Source organism: Sphingomonas mangrovi, assembly GCF_047975845.1.
Lineage (GTDB): Bacteria > Pseudomonadota > Alphaproteobacteria > Sphingomonadales > Sphingomonadaceae > Sphingomonas.
Map to the genome: position 1 here is coordinate 248770 of NZ_JBIUCZ010000001.1, position 22092 is coordinate 270861.

Consider the following 22092-nt stretch of genomic DNA (forward strand, 5'->3'; position numbering starts at 1 on the left):
CGCTGATGCGCACCCTGCCCCTCCTCGCCCTTCCCCTGTCGCTTGCGGCCTGCACGATGGGCCCCGACTACGCGGGCCCGCCGGCGACGCTCTCGACCCGACCTGGCGCGGGGTTCGTCCGCGCCGGCGACGCCGCGCTGCCGGTCGCGCCCAGCGTCGCCGACTGGTGGACGACGCTCGGCGATGCGCGGCTCGACTCGCTCGAGCAGCGTGCGCTCGCGGCCAATCCGTCGATCGCGGTCGCGCAGGCGCGGGTCCGCCAGGCGCGCAGCGCGCTGCGGCTAGAGCGCGCCAACCGGCTGCCGAGCGCCAACGCCAGCGGCAGCTATCTCCACGCGGAGCTGCCCGGCATCGATCTCGGCTCGCTGACCGGTGGCTCCGAAGAGGGTGGCGACGGCGGCGGCGAGCAGAGCGGCGGCGGGGACGGCGGCGGCACCGGGGTCGATTTCTTCAACCTGGGGTTCGACGCGAGCTGGGAGGTCGACCTGTTCGGCCGCCAGCACCGCACCATCGAGGCGGCGCGCGCCGCCGCCGAGGGGGCGGAGGCGAGCCTCGCCGACGCGCAGGTCCAGCTCACCGCCGAAGTCGCTCAGGCCTATGTCGCGTTGCGCGACCGTCAGGCCCGCGTCGCGCTGTCGCAGCGCTCGTCGGAGATGCAGCGGCGCATCCTGGCGCTCACCGAGCAGCGCTATGCGCAGGGCACCGTCTCGGCCCTCGACGTCGAGCGGCTGCGCCTGCAGGTCGAGAATACCGACGCCGAGCTGGTGCCGCTCAATGCCGAGGTGGCGAGCTACCTCAACGCACTGGCGGTGCTGGTCGGCGAGGCGCCCGGGGCGCTCGATGCCGAGCTCCAGCCGCCCGCCCCGGTGCCGCTGGTGCCGGCGCAGGTCGCGGTGGGTGATCCCGCCGCGCTGCTCCAGCGCCGGCCGGACATCCGCGCGGCCGAGCGCCAGCTGGCGTCGCGGACCGCCCGTATCGGTGCCGCGGAAGCGGCGCGCTTCCCCAGCCTCAGCCTGATGGGCATGCTCGGGCTCGGCGGCACCTCGATCGACGCGGTGGTGGACCCGGACAATCTAGTCGCGCTGGCGACGCCGATGCTGCGCTGGAACTTCCTCGACTTCGGCCGCGGCCGCGCCCGCGTCGAACAGGCGCAGGGCGAACGCGACGAGGCGGAGGCGAACTATCGCCAGGCGGTGCTCGGCGCGCTGCGCGACGCGGAGGATGCGCTCGCCCGCTTCGGCGCCCGCCGGCAGACGCTCGCCAGCCTGGTGCGCGCGAAGGCGTCTGCCGATCGCTCGTCCGCGCTGATGCAGCAGCGCTTCCGCGCGGGTGCGGCGACGCTGATCGACACGCTCGACGTCGAGCGCCAGCGTGTCTCTGCCGAGCAGCAGCTGTCGGTCGCCACCGCCGGCCTCACCACCGACTATGTCGCCTTGCAGAAGGCGCTGGGGCTCGGCTGGTCTACCGCGGCGACGCCGGCCCGCTGATCGGCGGGCCGCGCCTGCTCAGTGGCGGATCTTGTGGAGCGCGGTGGCGATCACCGCGCCGATTGCGACGCCGAGCACGCCCGACAGCAGCGCGCCGATCGCCCAGCTCACGACCCCGCCGAGCGGCAGGTGGTGCCCGGCCTCGGCCAGGTGATGGACGAAGTGCGCGGGCGCGGCGAAGCCCAGGACCTCGGCGCCGTGCAGCAGGATGCCGCCGCCGACCCACAGCATCGCCGCGGTGCCGACCACCGCCAGCACCTGCATGATCACCGGCATGCTCTTGACCATGCCCCGGCCGAGCGCGCGCACGCCGGCGGACGGGCGCTGCGCGAGGTGCAATCCGATGTCGTCGAGCTTCACGATCAGCCCCACCACGCCATAGACGCCGATGGTGATGCCGAGCCCGACCACCGCCAGCACCAGCGCCTGGGTGAGGATCGGCGACTCGGCGACATCGGACAGCGCGATCGCCATGATCTCGGCCGACAGGATCAGATCGGTGCGGACCGCGTCGCCGATCTTGGCCTTCTCCAGCGCAGCGGCGTCGGCGAAGCCTTCGTCCACCGGCGTCGCTTCGTGATGCTCGCCCTTCAGGGCGCCGAGCACCTTTTCGGCCCCCTCGAAGCACAGGAACGCGCCGCCGAGCATCAGCAGCGGCGTGATCGCCCAATCGGCGAAGGCGCTCAGCAGCAGCGCGGCTGGAAGCAGGATCAACAGCTTGTTGCGGACCGACCCCAACGCGATCTTGGCGATGATCGGCAGCTCGCGCTCGGGCGTGAGGCCGGTCACGTAGCGCGGCGTCACCGCGGCGTCGTCGACCACTACGCCGATGGCCTTCGTTCCCGCCTTGCCCGCAGCGGCGCCAACGTCGTCGAGGGAGGCCGCCGCCAATTTGGTGAGGCCGGCAACATCGTCGAGAAGGGCTACCAGTCCACCGGGCATCGATTCACCTGTCGAAATAGGAAGCCGTGCCTAGCCGCGGAAGGGCCACCGGCTCAAGCGGATGCTTGGCCCGAGCAAAAGCGGCTCAAGCGGATGCTCGCCGGAAGCGGGCGAGGTCGATGCCGTGGCGCTGCACCTTGTAGTAGAAGGTCTTGCGCGGCAGCCCGAGCTGCTCGATCGCGCGGGCGACCTCGCCCCGGGTTTCGGTGAGCACGTCGCAGATCACCCGCCGTTCGAACGCCGCCACGCGCTCGGGCAGCGTCCCGTCCGCCGAGGGTTCGGTATCGCTCGAACCATCCAGGCCCATCAGGCAGCGATCGGCGAAATGCGCCAGCTCGCGCACGTTGCCGGGCCAGCGATGCTCGGCGAGGTGGCGGCGGACCTCGGCAGTGAGCGGCGGTGCCGGCACGCGCAGTCGCGCCGCCGCCGCGTCGAGCAGATGCGCGAACAGCAGGGGCACGTCCTCCAGCCGCTCGCGCAGCGGCGGCACGCGCAGCTGGACACCGGCGAGGCGGTAGAACAGCGCGGGGTCGATCGCCCCCGGCCCCGCCCCGTCGCCGCCGGTCGCGACGATGCGGACGTCGACCGGGATCGGCGCACGCGCCCCGGCCGGGCGGACCTGCCGCTCCTCGGCGATCTGGGTCAGCCGCGCCTGGAGCAGCGGCGACGCGCGGTCGACGTCGTCGAGCAGCAGCGTGCCGCGATCCGCTGCGATCACCCGCCCCTCGCCGCCGCCGTCGCCGACCAGCTCGCTTTCGACCAGCGCGTCGGGCAGCGCCGCGCACGCAACCGAGACGAAGCGATGCCGCGCCCGGGCGCCGCTCGAATGGAGCAGCCGCGCGACCAGTTCCTTGCCGGTGCCGGTCTCGCCCTCCACGAACACGTCGATCGGGGCGTTGGCGAGCGCGGCGATGGTGTCGCGCAGCCGCGCGATCGCGGGCGAGCGGCCGATCAGCGGCGATGCTTCCGGCGCCGCCACCAGGGCTCGCAGCCACCGGTTCTCCAGCGCGAGGCTGCGCGAGGACGCCGCACGCCCGACGGCCGCCACCAGCGCGTCGGGATCGAACGGCTTGGTGAGGAAATCCCACGCCCCATGCTTGAGCGCATCGACCGCCATGTCCACGTCGCCGTGGCCGGTCATCAGGATCACCGGCAGCATCGCGTCGCGGGCCCGCAGCTGGTGGAACAGCTCGATCCCCGACATCCGCGGCATGCGCACGTCGCTCACCACCACGCCGGCGAACTCGGCCGTGATCGCCGGCAGCGCAGGTTCGGCCGCAGCGAAGGTTCGGACATCGTAGCCGGCGAGGTCGAGCACCTGCGCGATGGAGGCGCGAAGATCGGCGTCGTCCTCCACGAGCGCGACGAGACCGACGGTATCCGTGCTCACGACGCGCGCCTCAGCACGACTTCGAACCACGCGCCGCGCGCGCTCGGCACCAGTCGCAAGCTGCCGCCCATATCGATCATGATGTCCTGTGCGATGACCAGCCCCAGCCCGAGCCCGGCGGGGCGGCTGGTGACGAAGGGGGTAAAGATGCGCTCGGCGATGGCCGGATCGACCCCGGGGCCGTTGTCGCGCACGTCGATCCGCACCTGCGTCTCCTCGATCGTCAGCGCCACTTCGATCGTCGGCGCGTCCTGCTCGGCGGTGGCGTCGAGCGCGTTCTGGAGCAGGTTGATGAGCACCTGTTCGACCCGCACCGGATCGCCCAGCACCTGTAGCGACGACGGGATCTCCGGCCGGGCCAGCGCGACCCGCGACAGCCGTTCGCGCAGGATCAGCATCGCGCCGTCGACCGGGGCGGCAAGCGGCATCGGCGCCACCGGGTGGCTGCCCTTTCGCGCGAAGCCGCGGAGCTCGGCAGTGACCGCGCCGACGCGGTCGGTCAGCCGCTCGATCGCCGAGAGGTTGCCGCCGACCTCCTCCAGCCGACCGCGGTCGAGCAACGTCTTGCCGGCGCGGGCATAGTTGCGGATCGCGGCGATCGGCTGCGCCGTCTCGTGTGCGACGCTGGCGGTGACCTGGCCGAGCGTTGCGAGGCGGTTGGCCTGGCGCAGTTCCTCGCGCAGCACGTCCGCCTGCGCCTCGGTCTCTGCACGCTCGTCCATCTCGCGGCGGAGCGCGGCGGTGCGCTGCTCGACGAGCTCCGAGAGTTCGGCAGCACGCGCCTTGGCCACGCCGGCCGCCTGCGCGCGACGACGGCCGCGCTCGCGCAGGATCCAGCCCAGCGCGACCAGCATCAGCGCCGCAGACCAGGCGGCCAGCTGCGCGCTGCGCGTCTCCGTCCCGACCTCCGACGTCGGCAGCAGCAGCGACAGCGCCCAGCCGTCGCGTCCCGGTGGCAGTGTCGTCGCCAGCATCCGGGCACCCTCGACCGTCACCAGCGAAGCCTCGTGAGGACGCGCCGCAGCGATCGGCAGCGGCGCCAGCGTCTGGGTATCGAGCTGCATCGCGGCTCGCTCCTGCGCGATCGCCGCCGCGTCGAGCGGGCGGGCGGCCGCAAAGCGCCAGGCCGGCCGGCTGGTGATGAGCACGATCCCGCGCGGGTCGGTGACGAAGGTGATGCCGCCGGCCTGCGCCCAGCCGCGCTCGAGTCCGTCGAAAGCCACCTTCACGACCACCACGCCGCCGCCCGTGATCCGGCGCGAAAGGTAGAGGCCAGGAGTCCGGCTCACCGTCCCCAGCGCAAACTGGCGGTAGACGCCCCGGCGGACCGCCTCGCGGTAATAGTCCCGGAAGCCGTAATCCTGGCCGACGAAGCTCTCCCGCGTCCGCCAGTTGCTCGCCGCGATCGCGACCCCGCCGGGGGCGAGCACATAGATGGTCGCCGCGCCGGCTTCCGTCGCCAGCACCTCCAGCTTCTCGTCTAGCGCCCGCAAGGCGGCCGGGTCGCGCCGCATCGCCGCGGGCAGCAGTGCGTCGTCGGACAGCGCGAGCGGCAGCAGCTGGAAGCGCTGCAGCTCGCTGGTCAGCAAGGCCTGCCGGAGCTGCGCGGCGATGGCGGCGTCGTGGCGAAGCCGCTCCCACGCACGACGCTGCGCCACCGCCCCCACCGCCCACGCGGCGAGCGCCGGAAGAAGCAGCGCGGCGAGCAGCCAGCCGAACGTTCGGAAGCGGTGAGCCATGCCCGAAATCTACGGACCGCCACTCCAATGGGCAAGAAGTGACACAACGGCCGTTTCGGTTGTCCATAAACCAGCCCGGCGTAATTGATGTCAGATTGTCACTACAGACCGTAACCGCCTGTCTTGGCGCCGCTTCATTGGCAGTTCCGCCTTTCCTTGTTGCGGATCAAGGTTCGTGCGACTCCGCATGGCTGTGGACCGCACCAGCAGATGCGGCCGCGGCAAGAGGATGAAAGGTCGATCATGCTGCCACTTACGGCTCCGGGCGAAACGCCGCCTGTCGTGCACAAGCCCTGGTACAAGCACCTCTACGTGCAGGTGCTGATCGCGATCTTCGCGGGCGTGCTGCTCGGCCACTTCTACCCGGAGACGGGCGAGGCGCTCAAACCGGTCGGCGACGCCTTCATCAAGCTGGTGAAGATGGTCATCGCGCCGGTGATCTTCCTCACCATCGTCACCGGCATCGCCGGGATGCGCGACCTCGCCTCGGTCGGACGGGTCGCCGGAAAGGCCTTTGCCTATTTCCTGTTCTTCTCGACCCTGGCGCTGATCGTCGGGATGATCGTCGCCAACGTCGTCCAGCCGGGCGCCGGGCTCAACATCGATCCGTCGACGCTCGATACGTCCAAGGTCGCCGGCTATGCCGCCAAGGCACACGAGAGCACGCTGACCGGCTTCCTCGTCGGCATCATCCCCGACACGGTGTTTTCGGCGATGACGCAGGGCAACATCCTGCAGGTGCTGTTCGTCGCCATCCTGTTCGGCGTCAGCCTGGCGATGATCGGCGAGCGCGGCGAGGGCATCCTCGATCTGCTCAACCAGTTCTCGACCGCCTTCTTCAAGCTGGTCGCGCTGGTGATGAAGGCGGCGCCGATCGGTGCGTTCGGTGCGATGGCGTTCACCATCGGCGCCTATGGCGTCGGCACCCTCGCCAACCTGGCGATGCTGGTCGGCACTTTCTACCTGACCTCGATCCTGTTCGTCGTCGGCGTGCTGGGCCTGGTTGCACGGCTGTGCGGCTTCTCCATCCTGCGGCTGATCGGCTATCTCAAGACCGAGTTGCTGCTGGTGCTCGGCACGTCGTCGTCCGAGAGCGCGCTGCCCGCGCTGATCGAGAAGATGGAGCGCGCCGGCTGCCCGAAGTCGGTCGTCGGCCTGGTCGTCCCCACCGGCTACTCGTTCAACCTCGACGGCACCAACATCTACATGACGCTGGCGGCGCTGTTCATCGCGCAGGCGACCGGCGTGCACCTGTCGCTGGGCGAGCAGTTGTTGCTGCTGGGCGTGGCGATGCTCTCGTCGAAGGGCGCGGCAGGCGTGACCGGCGCGGGCTTCATCACGCTCGCCGCAACGCTGTCCATCGTGCCGTCGGTGCCGGTCGCGGGCATGGCGCTGATCCTGGGCGTCGATCGCTTCATGAGCGAGTGCCGCAGCCTCACCAACTTCATCGGCAACGCGGTCGCCACCGTCGTGGTGTCGCGCTGGGAAGGCGCGCTCGACCGCGAGCGTTTCGATGCGGCGCTGCGTGGCGAGGCACCGCGGGTCGACCAGGTCGATCCCGAAGCCATCCCCGCCCAATGACACGCCGGGCGGGGCCCATGCTCCGCCCGCCTCTCCTGCTTTCCGGAACTCCGCCCATGACCCTGTTGCTGCGGCACGCGACCTGCGCGGCCATCCTCGCCCTGCTCTCCACCGCCGCCCAGGCACAGACCAGCGTCGCGCCGGTCGAGGCGGGGGAGACCCGCAATCCGGCGACGCCGACCGTCACCGCCTACCCCTCCGCCGCGGCCGGCGACGGCCCCACGACGGCGGGCTACAACCTGTCGCGCTGGGCCGAGGATTGGCGCGCCTACCGCGATCCCGCCAAGCGCGACGATCCGCTCGACCGGCTCAAATATCTCCCGATCGACAGCGACGGCGACGTCTACCTGACGCTGTCGGGCGAGCTGCGACTGCGCGTCAACGAGACCACCAACCCCAACCTGCGCGAGAGCCCAGCGCAACGGCAGGACATCAACCGCATCGTTGCCGGTGCCGACCTGCACGTCGGCCCGCACTTCCGCGCCTATGGCGAAGTCGCCCACGGCGGCATCGCCGGGCGAAACCTCGGCACCCCGGCCGCGACGCTGCGCAACGACCTGATCGTCCAGCAGGCGTTCGTCGAAGGAAACGCCACGATCGGCGACGTCGCGGTGGGCGCCCGCTACGGCCGCCAGGAGTTCACCGACGGTGCCAACCTGCTGATCTCGCAGCGCGACAACAACACCATCCGCTTCGTGCTCAACGGCATCCGCGGCTGGGCGCGCGGCAGCCGGGTGCGCGGCGACGTGTTCGACTTCAAGTTCACCCGCTACGGCACCGAAGGCACCGGGGACGATCGCGTCGACGACACGCGGCGCTTCTCCGGCGTGACCGCGGGGTTCGTGCTGCCGCCGGTGGCCGAGGGGAGCAAGCTCTACGTCGATCCCTTCCTCTGGCGGCTGCGCAGCGACGCGGCGAGCTGGGGGGGCGTCACCGCGCGCGAGGAGCGCCACTATCAGGGCGTGCACTTCTGGGGCGATGTCGATCGACTGACGCTGGACTGGACGGTCAACCATCAGGGCGGCAGCTTCGGCAACCGCAACATCGATGCGTGGCAGCTGTTTCTCGCCCAGACCTATCGCCTGGGTGCCGCCAGCACGGCGCCGCGGATCGGCCTCCACGCCGATTATGCCAGCGGCGGCGGCGCCTATGGCGACGGCACGCTGCACAACGCCGCGGCGCCCTACGGCAACAACATCTACTACAGCTACCAGCTGTCGCTGACCCCCACCAACCTCGTTGCCCTCGCGCCGAACGTCACGGTGACGCCGCTCAAGAAGCTGCGAGTGACGGCAGAATATCAGTTCAGCTGGCGCGACAGCGAGAGCGACAGTGTCTACCGCGCCAACGGCACCGGTTTTGCCGGGACCGAGCTGGCGGACGGCCACAAGATTGGCGACGTCGCCCGACTGCAGGCGGTGTACAGCGTCTCGCCGCGGCTGTCGTTCACCGGCCGCTACGAGCATCTCGACACCGGCCCGGTGCTCGCCCGCGCCGGCTATACGGATTCGGACTTCTTCGCCGGGTGGGTCAGCTTCCGCTTCTAACGCGTTGATCCGACGGCAAGCGCGCGCTTTGCGAGGATATTGCAATCGGCATCCTGCGCCAGCGGCGCCTGCTTGCCGCCGATCGCGCGGCCCAGCATCTTGAAGACGTTGCCGACGGTCTTGACGCGCGGCGGGATGTCGATCTCCGGGCTCTTGATCGTTCCCGCGACGCGCACCGGCGTTTCGAGCCGCAGCAGGCTCTTGTGCTTGGGGGCGCCGGCGACCTGCATCGCCAGCGTCTCGGGCCCGAAGCGCACCGTCCCGGTGACGTCGCTGCGGCTGCGTGAGGTGTCGATCACGATGGGGTTCGCGCGGCCGAGCCCGTTGTGGACGTCGAGCCGCATCACGACGCAGCGCAGGGTCGCCTGGCTCGCTTCGTCGGCCAGCGCCCCCCGCCCGACATCCAGCCCCAGGAACGACGCGAGCCGCGCCGGGATCGCCCCGTCGCGCGCTACCATCCCGACCTGGCCATCGGAACGGGCGATCGCCTGGCGGACCGTGATGCCTGGGCCGCGCAACTCCGCCCGCGCGGTGAGCGCGCCGTCCATCGGCGCGTCGGGCACGAAGCTCTTGAGCGTGCTGCGATCGACGCGGAGATCCGCGGTGAAGGTCGGCACCCGCGCGCCGTCGCGCTGGTCGACGACCAACCGCCCGCCCATCCGCCCGCGCACCAGCGCGACCTCTACCGGCGAAAGCGTCAGCCGTCCGTGATCCAGCGTCAGCGTACCGCTCGCCGAACGGAACGGCGTCGGCGACTTCCACAGCAGCCGCTCGACGCGGAAGCGCAGTTCGCCGTCGAGCTGCTGCATCTTCGACAGGTCGATCCGGCTGTCGGGGATCAATCGCGAACCGATGCGCTTCCGCTTGGCCGCTGCCTCGGCCTGGCCGGCGTCCGAGGAGAGATCGTCGAAGTCGAGGCGGGCGGCAGTCACCTCCCCGTCGAGACGCTTGCGATCGCCGTCATCGGACACGGTCACCTTGCCGGTGAAGCGCGAACGACCGATCGTGCCGCCGATCTTCGGCACCTCCCAGCGATCGTCGACGTGGCGAACGTCGGCCGACAGGCGCACCGGCTGGCTGCCGAACAATCCCGCCTCGATGATCGCATCGACCAGCCGCAGGTCCGCCGCCCGCGTCTCGACATGCGCCCGCATGTCCGAGGTGTCGAAGGCGTGCGCCATGCTCCCCTTGGCCTCGAAGCGGAGCGCCGGACCGTCGAGCAGCGCCGCGAACGCCCAGGGCTTTCCCGGAACGATCGCCGCGCCGCAGAGGCTCGCGTCCACCTCGGCGCCGTGGATGCGCCCCTTCCCGCGGGCGATGACCCCGCTGTTCGGGCGCGCCTCCACCCGAAGCGTGATGCTGCGGTCCTGCTTGGCGTCGCGATAGGTCACCTGGGTGTCGCGGACTTCGAGCTGCTCCAGCCGCAGCCCCCCGCCGCCGCTGTCGTTCCCCCCGGCGCCGTTGGACCAGCTCTCGCGGCCGTCTGCGGCGCGAACCAGCGTGATCCGCCCGCCGTCGAGCACGATAGACCGCGGCGACACCCGGCCGACGAGCAGCGGCAGCACGGGAAGGCGTACGCGCGCTTCCCGCACCGACGCCAGCGTTCCCGATCCAGCCCACGCCGCCTGCGGGATTCGAATGTCGCGCACGAGGATGGTAGGGGTGAAGGAGAAGACCTCGGCGCGGCCGAGGCTGCCGATCGTCACCGGCCGGCCGAGGTCGGCGCTGAGGCGATCGGCGACGAGGTCGCGTGCGAACTGCACCGGGAGCGCTCCGACGAGCAGCACGGATCCGGCGGTGAGCGCGGTCGCACCGATCGCGAGCCGGCGAGGAACCGCGCGCGTCATTGGACAGCAGAACCGCGCCGAACGGCGGCGGTTCCGCATCCGTTACGATATCGGCGAGCGCGGTGGCCCGGACAACCGAACGCCCGCCCGCTCGGAAGCGGACGGGCGTCGTAGCAGCCGAAGGCGGGACCGTGTCCCGCCGTCGCTTACTTCTTGCCGAGCGTGAGGCCGCCGAAGCGCTTGTTGAAGCGCGCGACCTGGCCACCGGCGTCGAGCAGGCGCTGGTTGCCGCCGGTCCACGCCGGGTGCGCCAGCGGGTCGATGTCGAGCTGCATCGTGTCGCCTTCCTTGCCCCAGGTGGAGCGGGTTTCGAACACGGTGCCGTCGGTCATCTGCACCTTGATGGTGTGATAGTCGGGGTGGATTTCTTTCTTCATCGTCGAGCTCCTGTGAATGGCTGGTTTCCGACCAGCCGGAACGAAGGGCGCCCCTACACGGAGGGGCGGCCCGCCGCAAGCAGCGCGCCGCCGATCGTGCGGAAGGTGCCGGAAAGGTTATGCCTTGGGCGGGTCCGCGATCATCGCGGTGAACTCGCACTCGGTCGCGACTTCGCCATCGAGCAGCGCCTTGCCCGCGAACTTGCAGACGCGCGAACGCTTCTGGACGAATTCGACCTCGAGCTTGAGCAGCACGCCCGGCTCCACGGGCTTGCGGAACTTCACGCCGTCGATCGACATGAAGTAGACCAGCTTGCCCGAGCCGGCGAGGCCGAGGCTCTCGACCGCGAGGACGCCGGCGGCCTGCGCCAGCGCTTCGACCTGGAGCACGCCCGGCATGATCGGCCGGCCGGGGAAGTGCCCCTGGAAGAACTCCTCGTTGATCGACACCGCCTTAACGGCAGTGATGCGCTGGTCGAGGACGAGTTCCTCGACCCGGTCGACCAGCAGCATCGGATAGCGGTGCGGCAGTGCCGCCATGACCCGCTTGACGTCGTACGGCTCGGTCATGACGCCCTCTGCCGCCACGATCAGCGGCCCCGCGGCTTCGTCGTCGCGGGCGCAGCCGCCGGGGCTGCGGCGGCTGCCGGTGCCGCCTGCTGGCCACCCGGCTGCCAGCCGGCCGGCGGGGTGATCTGCACGCTCGGCACCGAGCTGTTGAGCTCGGCGATCAGGTCGTTGGTCACCTGAGCGGCCGGAAGCGACTTCACGGTCGCGTCGGGGGGCAGGATCACCGACAGGCGACGCTTGGTCATCACGCGGTCGAGCGCCGGCTCGAGCTGGCGGACGATCTGCTCGTTGACATAGGCCTGGGCGCGCTGGACGGGCTCGAGGATGCGGCCCAGCTCCTGCTGCGCGGTCTGCTCGCGCTGCTGGATGCCCTGATACTGAGTCTGCAGCGCCTGCTGGTTGGCATTGGGGGCGCGGCGCGCGGCCTCGAACGCGTCGACCTGGGGCTTCAGCTCGTTCTGGATCGCGGTGCGGCGGGTGTTCGCCTGGTCGATCTGCGCCTTGTAGGTGGTCTGGATCTGCGTCATCGCCGTCGTGAAGGCGTTGGAGCGGCGCACCGCTTCCTGCAGATCGACGACGCCGAGGCCCTGAACCTGCGCGAACGCGGGCGAGGCGACCGAGGTGGCGGACACGGTGACGAGTGCGGCGAGCGCCGCCTTGGTGAAGCTACGCATCAGAATTGAGTCCCTACGTTGAAGGTGATGAGCCGGGCGTCGTCGCCCTTCTCCTTGAGCAACGCCTTGGCCACGTCGATCCGCAGCGGGCCGAACGGCGAGTTCCAGTTGACGCCGACGCCCACGGACAGGCGCGGCTTCCACGAGTCTCCGAGATACTCCTCGATGAACGGCGAGATGGGGTTGACCGCGATCGTGTTGGTGTCGCCGCCGGCGCAGGCCCCGCCATAGGTGGCCGAATAGCCGGTCGAGCAGGTCGTGTACCGCGTCGCGAGCTGACCCGACGAGTTGGTGAAGCTGTTGAGGTACAACTGCTGTCCGTCGTTGGTCTTGATCGGCTGCGCCAGCGGCAGCAGCGACGGCGAGCCGTCCTTGTTGAACAGCAGGTTTCCGCTCGCGTCGGTCGCCTGTTCGAACTCTGCGGTCGGGCGCGGCCGCTTGAGGTCGAACAGCGCACCGAACTGCATGAAGATCGACGGCCGCAGGCCGAGCTCGGAGATACCCGAGCCGAGCGGCGGCTCGAGCTCGAGCTTGCCGAGGTAATAGGCCTTGCCGCCCAGCGCGTCGTCGTAGCGGTTCTCGGTATCCATCATCTGGGTGCCCGAGCCGACATCGCCGGTCAGATAGGTACGCCGCACGCGCGGACCGACGCCGCGGATGTCGAAGCCGCGGAACTGCGGCTGACCGAGCAGGAAGCGATCGGTGATGCGGATCGCATCGATGCCTTCGCCCGGGCTCTTCTGCAGCGCGTGGATGTAGCCGCCCTCAAGCCCTGCCGAGAGCACCCAGCCGCCGAAATTCCAGTATTTGTCGCCGTCGAAGCGGCCGCGGATGTAGCGCACGTCGCCGCCGAGACCGGCGAAGTCGCCGCCGAGCACCAGGCGGCTGCCGCGCGTCGGACGCAGCCGGCTGTTGAGGCTGTCGTAGATCAGCGACACGCCGACCGAGGAGGTCAGGCGATTGCCGATCGCTTCGCAGAGGTAGCGGCCCGCCTTCAACGGATCGCAGGCGCCGTTGGTGAAGAACGTGCCCTCGTCCAGCGACACGTCGTCCTGCGACAGCGTGTAGCGGCCGGACAGCTGCCAATATTCGGTCAGGGGCACGCCCATGACCAGCGTACCGCCCGTCGACACGTTCGAGTAGGTCGTGTTGCGATCGCTGTTGTAGTAGTTGAACGAGTTGTAGTCGCGGCGGAACAGCGTGCCGCCCAGCGCGATGTTCTTGTCGAACAGATAGGGCTCGGTGAAGCCCAGCTCGATCGACTTCGAATAGCTCGAATATTGCGCGCTGGCCTGGAGCGTCTGCCCCTTGCCGCGGAAGTTGTTCTGCCGGATCGATGCCTGAAGGATGAAGCGCTCCAGGCTGGAGAAGCCTGCCGACAGCGACAGCTCGCCCGTCGACTTCTCCTCGACGTTCGCGGCAAGCACGATCCGGTCGGGGGTCGAGCCCTGCTGCTGCTTGATCTCGAACTTGTCCTGGAAATAGCCCAGCGAGTTGATGCGATCCTGCGAGCGCTTGACCAGGAAGGCGTTGAACGCATCGCCCTCGGCGACGCGCATCTCGCGCCGGATCACCTTGTCCTGCGTCTGCGTGTTGCCGGTGATGTCGATGCGCTCGACATAGGTCCGGTTCGCTTCGCCGACGAAGAAGTTGATCCCCATCGTCAGCGCTTCGCGGTCGCGCTGGAACTCGGGGCGAACGTCGGTGAAGGCGTAGCCGTAGAGGCCGGTATATTCGCTCAGGCTGTCGATCGAATCCTCGACCAGCTTGGCGTTGTACCAGTCGCCCTTCTTCATCGGCAGCGTCTTGGCGAGCTTCTCACCGTCGAAGTCGCGGATCGCGCTGTCGACGGTCACGTCGCCGAACTTGTAGCGCGGACCTTCCTCGACCACGTAGGTGATGATGAAGTCGCGCTTGTCCGGGGTAAGCTCGGCCACCGCGGAGATCACGCGGAAATCGGCATAACCCTCGGTCAGATAGAACTGGCGCAGCTTCTGCTGGTCGGCGGCGAGCCGGTCCTGGTCGTAGCTGGTGTTCGAGCTGAAGATGCGGAACAGACGCGACTGCTTGGTGTACATCTCCTTGCGGAGATCGTCGTCCGAATATTCCTCATTGCCGATGATGTTGATCTGACGGACCTTGCTTTTGGGTCCCTCGTTGATCTCGAACACCACGTCGACGCGGTTCTGGTCGAGCATGACCATCTGCGGCTCAACCGAGGCGGCGAAGCGGCCCTGGCGGCGATACAGCTCGACGATGCGCGCCACGTCGGCGCGAACGGCGGTGCGGGTGAAGATCTGCCGCGGCGCGAGCTTGATCTCCTTGGTGATCTTGTCGTCCTTCAGCCGCTTGTTGCCCTCCAGCACCACGCGGTTGATGATCGGGTTCTCGCGCACCACGACAACGATGTCGCCGGTCTCGACGCCCTCGATCTGCGCGTCGGCGAGCAGGTCCGAGGCGAGCAGGTCGACGATCGCCTGGTCGAGGCTTTCGGTCGTGTAGGGCTGACCCACGCGCAGCTTCGTGTAGGAAAGCACCGTGTCCGGCTCGATGCGCTGCGAACCGCGGACGGTGAGCGTGCGGATGGTGCGCACCGGCGCCGCCACCACGACCGGGGGAGAGCCCGCGGGCGCGGCCTGCGGGGCCTGCGCTGCCGGAGCACGACCGGGAGCAGCCGGCGTCGTCTGCGCCATCGCAACACCCGACAGCATCGTCCCTGCCATCAGTACGGTCGCGCGCACGCCGTAGTTGGAAACCTTCGTCACATCCCACCCCAGTCGGTAAGCCGTACAACACACGGCATGCGGATCGCGTCCGCCCTGCCCTAACCCGTTCACCCGATCAAGCCGCGCCACAATCCCAGCGACCCGAGATCGTTCGCCGTCACCAGAAGCATCAATGCCAGAATCGCCATCACCCCGCCACGGAACGCCCATTCCACCACCCGCGGGTCGGTCGGCCGCCGACGCACCGCCTCGATCGCGTAGAACAGGAGATGGCCGCCATCCAGCATCGGAACTGGCAAGAGGTTGATGAATCCCAGATTAATCGAGATCAGCGCGATGAGGAAGACGAACGCCTGCGGCCCCAGCACGAACTGCTCGCCCGAAGCGCGCGCGATGCTGATCGGCCCGCCGAGCTCCGACACCGAGCGCCGACCGCTGACGATCTGCCAGAGCGTGTCGACCATCATGCCGAGCATCTGCCCGGTCTGCCGCACCGCCACGACCGGCGCCTCAAATACGCCGACGGGCTCTACGACGCGACCGGCGGGGCCGATCCCGAGCTGCCCGAGCTTGAAGACGTGGCCGAACCGATCCTTCTCGATCGTCGTGCCCAGGGTCACCTCGACCGCGCGGGTCTCGCCATCGCGCTCCAGACGAACGCTGCTGACCGCCCCCGGACGGATGCGGGTATAGCGGGCGATGTCGTCGAAGGTGTCGACGCCGCGTCCGCCCATCGACAGGATGCGGTCGCCCGGCTGCAGCCCGGCGGTCGCCGCGGCGCTGCCCGGTGCAACCAGTCCGATCGTCGGCGGCGTGCGGCTCTGGCCATAGGCGAGCGCGAAGCCGGCGAGGATCAGGATCGCGACGGCGAAGTTGATGAGGGGGCCCGCCGCGACGATGATCGCGCGCTGCCACAACGGCTTGGCCTGAAAGGTGCGGCTGCGCTCGGCTGCGGGCAGCGACAGCCACTCGGCGTCGGGCTGGCCGGCGGGGTTCATGTCCCCGGCGAAGCGGACATAGCCGCCCAGCGGCAGCCATCCGAATTTCCAGCGGGTACCGTGCCGGTCGGTGAAGCCGCCGATCTCGCGGCCGAAACCGATCGAAAAGGCTTCCACCTTCACCCCGAACCGCCGGCCCGCGAGATAGTGGCCGAGTTCGTGGACGAAGACGAGCGGTCCCAGCACCAGCAGGAAGGCGAGCACGCTCAGCAGAAAGCCCGGGCTCTCGATCAAATCACGCGATCCTTCACACGCTCTCCCGCCAATCGCCGCGCCTCGCCGTCGACGGCGAACACCGCGTCGAGCGTCTCCGGCGCGGCCGGGTCGTAGCGCTCCAGCGTATCGCTGACGATTGCGGCAATTTCGAGGAACCCGATTTGTCCCTGCAGGAAGGCGGCGACCGCAACCTCGTTGGCGGCGTTGAGGATGGCCGGGCGGGCGCCGCCGGCAGCAAGCGCGGCGCGCGCCAGCGCCAGCGCCGGGAAGCGCGCGAAGTCGGCGGGCTCGAAGTCGAGCCGGCCGATCGCCGCGAGGTCGAGCGGCGCGCACGGCGTCGCCATCCGGTCCGGCCAGGCGAGCGTGTGGGCGATCGGCGTACGCATGTCCGGCGTGCCCATCTGCGCCAGCACCGATCCGTCGACATATTCGACCATCGAATGCACCACCGACTGGCGATGGACGATGACGTCGAGCTGCTCGGCCGCGACCGGGAAGAGGTGGTACGCCTCGATCAGCTCCAGCCCCTTGTTCATCATCGTCGCGGAATCGACCGAGATCTTCGCGCCCATCGACCAGTTGGGATGCGCCACCGCCTGCTCGGGCGTGATCGCGCGCATCGCCTCGGCCGGCCATTCGCGGAACGGCCCGCCGCTGGCGGTGAGCACGACGCGGCGCACCCGCTCGGGCGCGGCGAAGTCGAAGCACTGGAAGATCGCGTTGTGCTCGGAATCGACGGGCAGCAGCGTCGCGCCGTGGGTGCGCGCAGCGGCGGTGGCGACGTCGCCGGCGGACACCAGCGCCTCCTTGTTGGCAAGCGCGACGGTGCCGCCGGCTTCGAGCGCGGCCATCACCGGGCGGAGCCCCGCGGTGCCGACGATCGCCGCCATCGTCCAGTCGGCGCGCATCGCCGCGGCCTCGGCAACCGCCTCCGCGCCCGCCGCCGCCTCGACCTCGCTACCGGCGAGCGCGTCGCGCAGCGCATCGAAGCACGCGGGATCGGCGACCACGGCGCGACGGGCGCGAGTCCGGAGCGCAGCCTCCGCCAGCCCCTTCACGTCGCGATGGGCGGTAAGCGCCAGCACCTCGAACTGGTCGGGCGCACGGACGATCAGGTCGAGCGTCGAGGTGCCGATCGACCCCGTCGCCCCCAATATGGTGACGCGTTTCATGGCGTGATCTTTGCGAGCTCGACCATCAGCGCGGCGGCCGACGCGACCGGGACCAGCCCATCGAGCCGGTCCAGAACGCCGCCATGCCCCGGCAGGACGTTGCCAGAGTCCTTGACCCCCGCCCGGCGCTTGAGCTGGCTCTCGTAGAGATCGCCCATCTGCGCGAGCACCGCGAGCAGCGGCGTCGCCAGCACCAGGTGGAGCGGCAACCCTGCATATTGAAGGGCCGCGCCGAACACGGTCGCGGCCAGCACGCCGCCGATCAGCCCGGCCCAGGTCTTGTTGGGGCTGATCGTCGGCGCGAGCTTGGGTCCACCGATGCTGCGGCCGGCGAAATAGGCGCCGATGTCGCACGCCCAGACCAGCGCCATCGCCCAGAAGCTCAGCAGCAGCCCGTCCGGCTGACCGCGCAGCAGCAGCAGCGCCAGCACCGGCAGTCCGACATAGAGGAGGCCGTGCGCCAGCCCCGGGCGGCGGGTGATGATGACGGTGAAGAACGCCGCGCCCGCGATCATGCCGAGCGCCAGGAACCCCGGCCCGGCGGCGATCGGCGCCATGATCGAGACCGGCACGAACAGCGCGAACTGGGCGAGCCGCTTGTCGTTATAAGCGACGTGGTGCAGGTCCGCCCATTCGGCCATCATGAACAGCGCAGCGACCGCGATCAGCAGCCAGTAGACGAACCCGCCCGCCCACAGCGCGACGCCAGCGATGGCGATCATCGCGACCCCGGCGACCGCGCGGATACCCAGATCGGAGCGCCGCGGCGGCGGCGGCTGGTCGGTCACAGGCCACCGAAGCGGCGCTGCCGCTGGCCGAAGCGCCCGATGGCGTCGGCGAGCGCGTCGGCGCCGAAGTCGGGCCACAGCGTGTCGACGAACAGCAGCTCGGCATAGGCCGCCTGCCACAGCAGGAAGTTCGACAGGCGCACTTCGCCCGAGGTGCGGATCATCAGGTCGAGCGGCGGCAGCTCGCGGGTGGTGAGCTGGCGCTCGATCGCAGCCTCGTCGATCGCCTCGACCGCCATCTCGCCGTCGCGCACCCGGCGGGCGAGCGTTCGCGCTGCCGCGGCGATCTCCGCCTGCGCGCCATAGTTCAGGGCGATCGCCAACTGGCTGCCGGTGTTGTGCGCGGTGCGGGCGATCGCATCCTCGATCAGCCGGACGAGATCGGGAGACAGACGCTGCCAGTCCCCCAGGATGTGCAGCCGGACATTCTCGCGCGCGAGTTCGTCGATCTCGCTGCGCAGGAAGTGGCGCAGCAGCCCCATGAGGTCGCCGACCTCTTCCTCGGGCCGGCGCCAGTTCTCCGACGAGAAGGCGTAGAGGGTGAGCGCCTCGATGCCGAGCTCGCGTGCGGCGCGTGCGGTGCGCCGCACCGCCTCGACCCCCTGACGGTGGCCGGCGATGCGCGGCAGCCGCCGGGCCTTCGCCCAGCGACCGTTCCCGTCCATGATGATCGCGACGTGACGCGGGATCGCCGCGCCCGTCCCCCCCGACGCCGGCAGCGGGGCTGCCAGCGACCTCACTTGCCCAGGATTTCCTTTTCCTTGGCGTCGGCGGTGGCATCGATGTCGGCGACCGTCGCGTCGGTGAGCTTCTGCACCTCGGTCTCGTGGCGCTTGCGCTCGTCCTCGGACAGGACGCCCTTCTTCTCGTCGGCCTTCAGGCTGTCCATGCCGTCGCGGCGGACGTTGCGCACCGCGATCCGCGCCTTTTCGGCATATTGGCCGGCAAGCTTGGCGAGCTCCTTGCGGCGCTCCTCGGTCAGGTCGGGGATCGGCAGGCGTAGCGTCTGGCCGTCGACGATCGGGTTGAGGCCCAGTCCTGCCGAGCGGATCGCCTTGTCGGCCGGGCCGACGTTCGACTTGTCCCACACCTGCACCGACAGCATCCGCGGCTCGGGCGCCGAAACAGTCGCGACCTGGTTGAGCGGCATGTGCGCGCCGTACACCTCGACCGTCACCGGATCGAGCAGCGAGGTGGAGGCGCGGCCGGTCCGCAGACCCGACAGATCGCCCTTCAGCGCCTCGACCGCGCCGGCCATGCGGCGTTCGAGGTCGGCCTTGTCATATGCAGCCATCAATCCGGCTCCTGTTCAAGCGTTGTTCTGGTTCTGGACGACCGTCGCGGTCCCCTCGCCGCGCAGCACGGCGGCCAGGTTTCCTTCGTCGCGGATGTTGAACACGACGATCGGGATATCGTTGTCGCGGCACAGCGCGACGGCGCTCGCGTCCATGACCTTCAGGTCGTCGGCAAGCACGCGGCCGAAGCTCAGCGTATCGTAGCGCTTGGCGTCCGGCACCTTCTTGGGATCGGCATCATAGACGCCGTCGACGCTGGTGCCCTTGAAGAGCGCGCTGCAGCCCATTTCGGCCGCGCGAAGCGCGGCGGTGGTGTCGGTGGTGAAGAACGGGCTGCCGGTGCCGGCGGCGAAGATCACCACCCGGCCCTTTTCCATGTGCCGCACGGCGCGGCGGCGGATGTACGGCTCGCACACTGACGCCATCGGGATCGCCGACTGGACGCGGGTCTCGACGCCGATCCGCTCCAGCGCGTTCTGCATCGCCAGCGCGTTCATCACGGTGGCCAGCATGCCCATGTAATCGGCGCTGGCGCGGTCGAAGCCCTGCGCCGCGCCTGCCAGGCCGCGGAAGATGTTGCCGCCGCCGACGACCAGACACAGTTCGTGCCCCTCGTCGCGGGCCGCCTTCACCTCGCGCGCGACGCGGTCGCAGGTGGCGGGGTCGATACCGAACTGTCCCGGTCCCATCAGGACCTCGCCCGAGAGTTTCAGAAGGATGCGATCGAAGCGAGGCAGGGTCATGACACCTTGTACGTGAGGGGTTCGGGAAGCGGCGCGAACCTTAGGCCGGGGCGCCTGCGATGCCAAGCGCAGATGCCGTGCAGATCCCGTGAATGCGACGACGGGCGCGGCCACCGGAGTGGCCGCGCCCGCCCTTCACACGCGGTTTCGCGCGTTACTTCGAGATGCCGGCGGTCGCCGCCACTTCGGCTGCGAAGTCGCTCTCTTCCTTCTCGATGCCTTCGCCGAGCTGGAAGCGGACATAGTCCTTCAGCACGATCGTGGTGCCGGCGTCCTTGCCCGCCTTGGCGACCACGTCCGCGATCGGGGTCTTGTTGTCCATCACGAACAGCTGCGAGAGAAGCGCGTTCTCCTTGGCGAACTTCTTCACCGAGCCGTCGACCATCTTGGCGATGATCTCGGCCGGCTTGCCCGACTCCGCAGCCTTCTCGGTCGCGATCTGGCGCTCGCGCTCCAGCACGTCCTGATCGAGGCCGTTCTCGTCCAACGCCAGCGGGAAGGCGGCCGCGATGTGCATCGCGATCTGCTTGCCCAGCGGCTCGAGCACGTCGGCGCCCGCATCGCTCTCCAGCGCGACCAGCACGCCGATCTTGCCCAGGCCGGCCGAGGCGGCGTTGTGGACGTAGGGAACGATCGCGCCCTGGGCGACTTCGAGGCGCTTGGCGCGACGGATCGACTGGTTCTCGCCGATGGTGGCGATGTTGTGGGTCAGCACGTCACCGACGGTGGTGCCCGACGGCATCGCCGCCGTCTTGATCGCCTCGACATCGTCGCCGACCGAGAGTGCGACCTGGGTCACTTCGCGAACAAACGCCTGGAACTGGTCGTTCTTGGCGACGAAATCGGTCTCCGAGTTGACCTCGACCGCGGCACCCTTGGTGCCCGCGACGGCGACGCCGACCAGACCCTCGGCCGCGGTGCGGCTGGACTTCTTGGCGGCGGCGGCGAGGCCCTTGGTGCGCAGCCAGTCGACCGCGGCTTCCATGTCGCCGCCGTTCTCGGACAGCGCCTTCTTGCAATCCATCATGCCCGCGCCCGAACGCTCGCGCAGTTCCTTGACGGCGGCGGCGGTGATCTCTGCCATGTGGTGGCTCCTTCTGTCTCAGCTAAAACTACGGGCGAGGCATGGCTTCGCGCCCCGCCCCGCCCGGATATCGTCGATCGATGTCGATCAGGCGTCGAGCTGGCGCTCGCCCTCGGCGGCCGTGGCCGGCTCGTTGGCGGCAGCAGGATGCTCCGGATCGGCCGTGTTCAGCGCTTCCTCGACCGGCGGCTCTTCCATCGCGCCGACGTCGAAATCGGCCTGCTGCATCTGCTGCTGGCCACCGCGGGTCGCGGCGATCGCCACCGCTTCGCAGTAGAGGCGGATCGCGCGGCTCGCGTCGTCGTTCGCCGGCACCGGGAAGGCGATGCCGTCCGGCGACACGTTCGAATCGAGGATCGCGACGACGGGGATGCCGAGCGTGTTGGCTTCCTTGATCGCCAGCTCTTCCTTGTTGGCGTCGATCACGAACATGATGTCCGGGATGCCGCCCAGGTCGCGGATGCCGCCCAGCGACAGCTCGAGCTTGTCGCGCTCGCGGGTCAGCTGCAGCACTTCCTTCTTGGTGAGGCCGTGCGTGTCGCCCGACAGCTGCTCTTCCAGGGTCTTGAGGCGCTTGATCGACTGCGAGATCGTCTTCCAGTTGGTGAGCATGCCGCCCAGCCAGCGGTGGTTGACGAAGTGCTGGCCCGCCTTGCGCGCGGCGTCGGCGATCGGCTCCTGCGCCTGGCGCTTGGTACCGACGAACAGGACCTTGCCGCCCGAAGCGACGGTCGACGACACGAACTCGAGCGCGCGCGCGAACAGCGGCACGGTCTGCGAGAGGTCGAGGATGTGGACACCGTTGCGGTCGCCGAAGATGTACGGCTTCATCTTCGGGTTCCAGCGGTGGGTCTGGTGACCGAAGTGCGCGCCCGATTCGAGCAGCTGCTGCATGGAGACGACAGGTGCCGCCATA

General features: G+C 69.5%; 19 protein-coding genes. 3 read left to right on the forward strand and 16 right to left on the reverse strand.

Annotated features, from left to right (window positions below; genetic code table 11):
• Window positions 1-5 precede the first annotated feature (5 nt).
• The gene (locus tag ACBY01_RS01115) at window positions 6-1487 is read left to right on the forward strand and encodes an efflux transporter outer membrane subunit (RefSeq protein ID WP_416458906.1); all 1482 of its coding nucleotides are present in this window, start codon (window positions 6-8) and stop codon (window positions 1485-1487) included.
• Between the two features lie 18 nt (window positions 1488-1505).
• Here ACBY01_RS01115 and ACBY01_RS01120 read toward each other — a convergent pair whose 3' ends face one another.
• From ACBY01_RS01120 to ACBY01_RS01130, 3 genes are all read right to left on the reverse strand, one after another.
• Window positions 1506-2429: a DUF808 domain-containing protein gene (locus ACBY01_RS01120; protein WP_416458907.1), complete on the reverse strand. Its 924-nt coding sequence runs from the start codon at window positions 2427-2429 to the stop codon at window positions 1506-1508.
• An 85-nt stretch (window positions 2430-2514) separates the two neighbouring features.
• Complete coding sequence (locus tag ACBY01_RS01125; RefSeq protein WP_416458908.1) at window positions 2515-3819, reverse strand: sigma-54-dependent transcriptional regulator; 1305 nt, start codon at window positions 3817-3819, stop codon at window positions 2515-2517.
• Window positions 3816-5558, reverse strand: a complete 1743-nt coding sequence (locus ACBY01_RS01130) for a sensor histidine kinase (protein ID WP_416458909.1) — start codon at window positions 5556-5558, stop codon at window positions 3816-3818. The genes ACBY01_RS01125 and ACBY01_RS01130 overlap by 4 nt, the downstream gene beginning before the upstream one ends.
• Before the next feature lie 243 nt (window positions 5559-5801).
• On the opposite strand from ACBY01_RS01130, the gene ACBY01_RS01135 reads away from it, so the two are divergent.
• A complete protein-coding gene (locus ACBY01_RS01135) occupies window positions 5802-7139 on the forward strand; it encodes a dicarboxylate/amino acid:cation symporter (protein ID WP_416458910.1) in 1338 nt (445 codons plus the stop codon).
• A 56-nt stretch (window positions 7140-7195) separates the two neighbouring features.
• Window positions 7196-8686 (forward strand): alginate export family protein, encoded by a 1491-nt coding sequence (locus ACBY01_RS01140; protein WP_416458911.1) that lies wholly within the window; start codon window positions 7196-7198, stop codon window positions 8684-8686.
• On the opposite strand, the gene ACBY01_RS01145 is transcribed toward ACBY01_RS01140, so the two are convergent.
• From ACBY01_RS01145 to rpsB, 13 genes are all read right to left on the reverse strand, one after another.
• Window positions 8683-10572 carry an AsmA family protein gene (locus tag ACBY01_RS01145; RefSeq protein ID WP_416458912.1) on the reverse strand — a complete coding sequence of 630 codons (1890 nt, stop codon included), beginning with the start codon at window positions 10570-10572 and terminating at the stop codon, window positions 8683-8685. The genes ACBY01_RS01140 and ACBY01_RS01145 overlap by 4 nt on opposite strands.
• A 107-nt stretch (window positions 10573-10679) precedes the next feature.
• A complete protein-coding gene (rpmE, locus tag ACBY01_RS01150) occupies window positions 10680-10910 on the reverse strand; it encodes a 50S ribosomal protein L31 (RefSeq protein ID WP_416458913.1) in 231 nt (76 codons plus the stop codon).
• Between the two features lie 117 nt (window positions 10911-11027).
• Window positions 11028-11480, reverse strand: coding sequence for a 3-hydroxyacyl-ACP dehydratase FabZ (gene fabZ / locus ACBY01_RS01155; protein ID WP_416458914.1), 453 nt, complete (start codon window positions 11478-11480; stop codon window positions 11028-11030).
• A 20-nt stretch (window positions 11481-11500) separates the two neighbouring features.
• A complete protein-coding gene (locus tag ACBY01_RS01160) occupies window positions 11501-12154 on the reverse strand; it encodes an OmpH/Skp family outer membrane protein (RefSeq protein WP_416458915.1) in 654 nt (217 codons plus the stop codon).
• Entirely contained in the window at window positions 12154-14877 is a 2724-nt protein-coding gene (gene bamA / locus ACBY01_RS01165; RefSeq protein ID WP_416458951.1) for an outer membrane protein assembly factor BamA, read from the reverse strand. Before bamA ends, ACBY01_RS01160 begins: the two co-directional genes overlap by 1 nt.
• Before the next feature lie 110 nt (window positions 14878-14987).
• Complete coding sequence (locus ACBY01_RS01170; protein ID WP_416458916.1) at window positions 14988-16112, reverse strand: M50 family metallopeptidase; 1125 nt, start codon at window positions 16110-16112, stop codon at window positions 14988-14990.
• Entirely contained in the window at window positions 16109-17266 is a 1158-nt protein-coding gene (locus ACBY01_RS01175) for a 1-deoxy-D-xylulose-5-phosphate reductoisomerase (RefSeq protein ID WP_416458917.1), read from the reverse strand. The genes ACBY01_RS01170 and ACBY01_RS01175 overlap by 4 nt, the downstream gene beginning before the upstream one ends.
• Window positions 17263-18054, reverse strand: a complete 792-nt coding sequence (locus ACBY01_RS01180) for a phosphatidate cytidylyltransferase (RefSeq protein ID WP_416458918.1) — start codon at window positions 18052-18054, stop codon at window positions 17263-17265. Before ACBY01_RS01180 ends, ACBY01_RS01175 begins: the two co-directional genes overlap by 4 nt.
• A complete protein-coding gene (locus ACBY01_RS01185; protein WP_416458952.1) occupies window positions 18051-18785 on the reverse strand; it encodes an isoprenyl transferase in 735 nt (244 codons plus the stop codon). The genes ACBY01_RS01180 and ACBY01_RS01185 overlap by 4 nt, the downstream gene beginning before the upstream one ends.
• A gap of 5 nt (window positions 18786-18790) precedes the next feature.
• Window positions 18791-19348 carry a ribosome recycling factor gene (gene frr / locus ACBY01_RS01190; RefSeq protein ID WP_416458919.1) on the reverse strand — a complete coding sequence of 186 codons (558 nt, stop codon included), beginning with the start codon at window positions 19346-19348 and terminating at the stop codon, window positions 18791-18793.
• 15 nt (window positions 19349-19363) lie between these two features.
• On the reverse strand, window positions 19364-20092 hold the full coding sequence (gene pyrH, locus ACBY01_RS01195; RefSeq protein ID WP_416458920.1) for a UMP kinase: 729 nt from the start codon (window positions 20090-20092) through the stop codon (window positions 19364-19366).
• 154 nt (window positions 20093-20246) lie between these two features.
• Complete coding sequence (tsf, locus tag ACBY01_RS01200; protein ID WP_416458921.1) at window positions 20247-21176, reverse strand: translation elongation factor Ts; 930 nt, start codon at window positions 21174-21176, stop codon at window positions 20247-20249.
• An 87-nt stretch (window positions 21177-21263) separates the two neighbouring features.
• Complete coding sequence (rpsB, locus tag ACBY01_RS01205) at window positions 21264-22091, reverse strand: 30S ribosomal protein S2 (protein ID WP_416458922.1); 828 nt, start codon at window positions 22089-22091, stop codon at window positions 21264-21266.
• Window position 22092 lies beyond the last annotated feature (1 nt).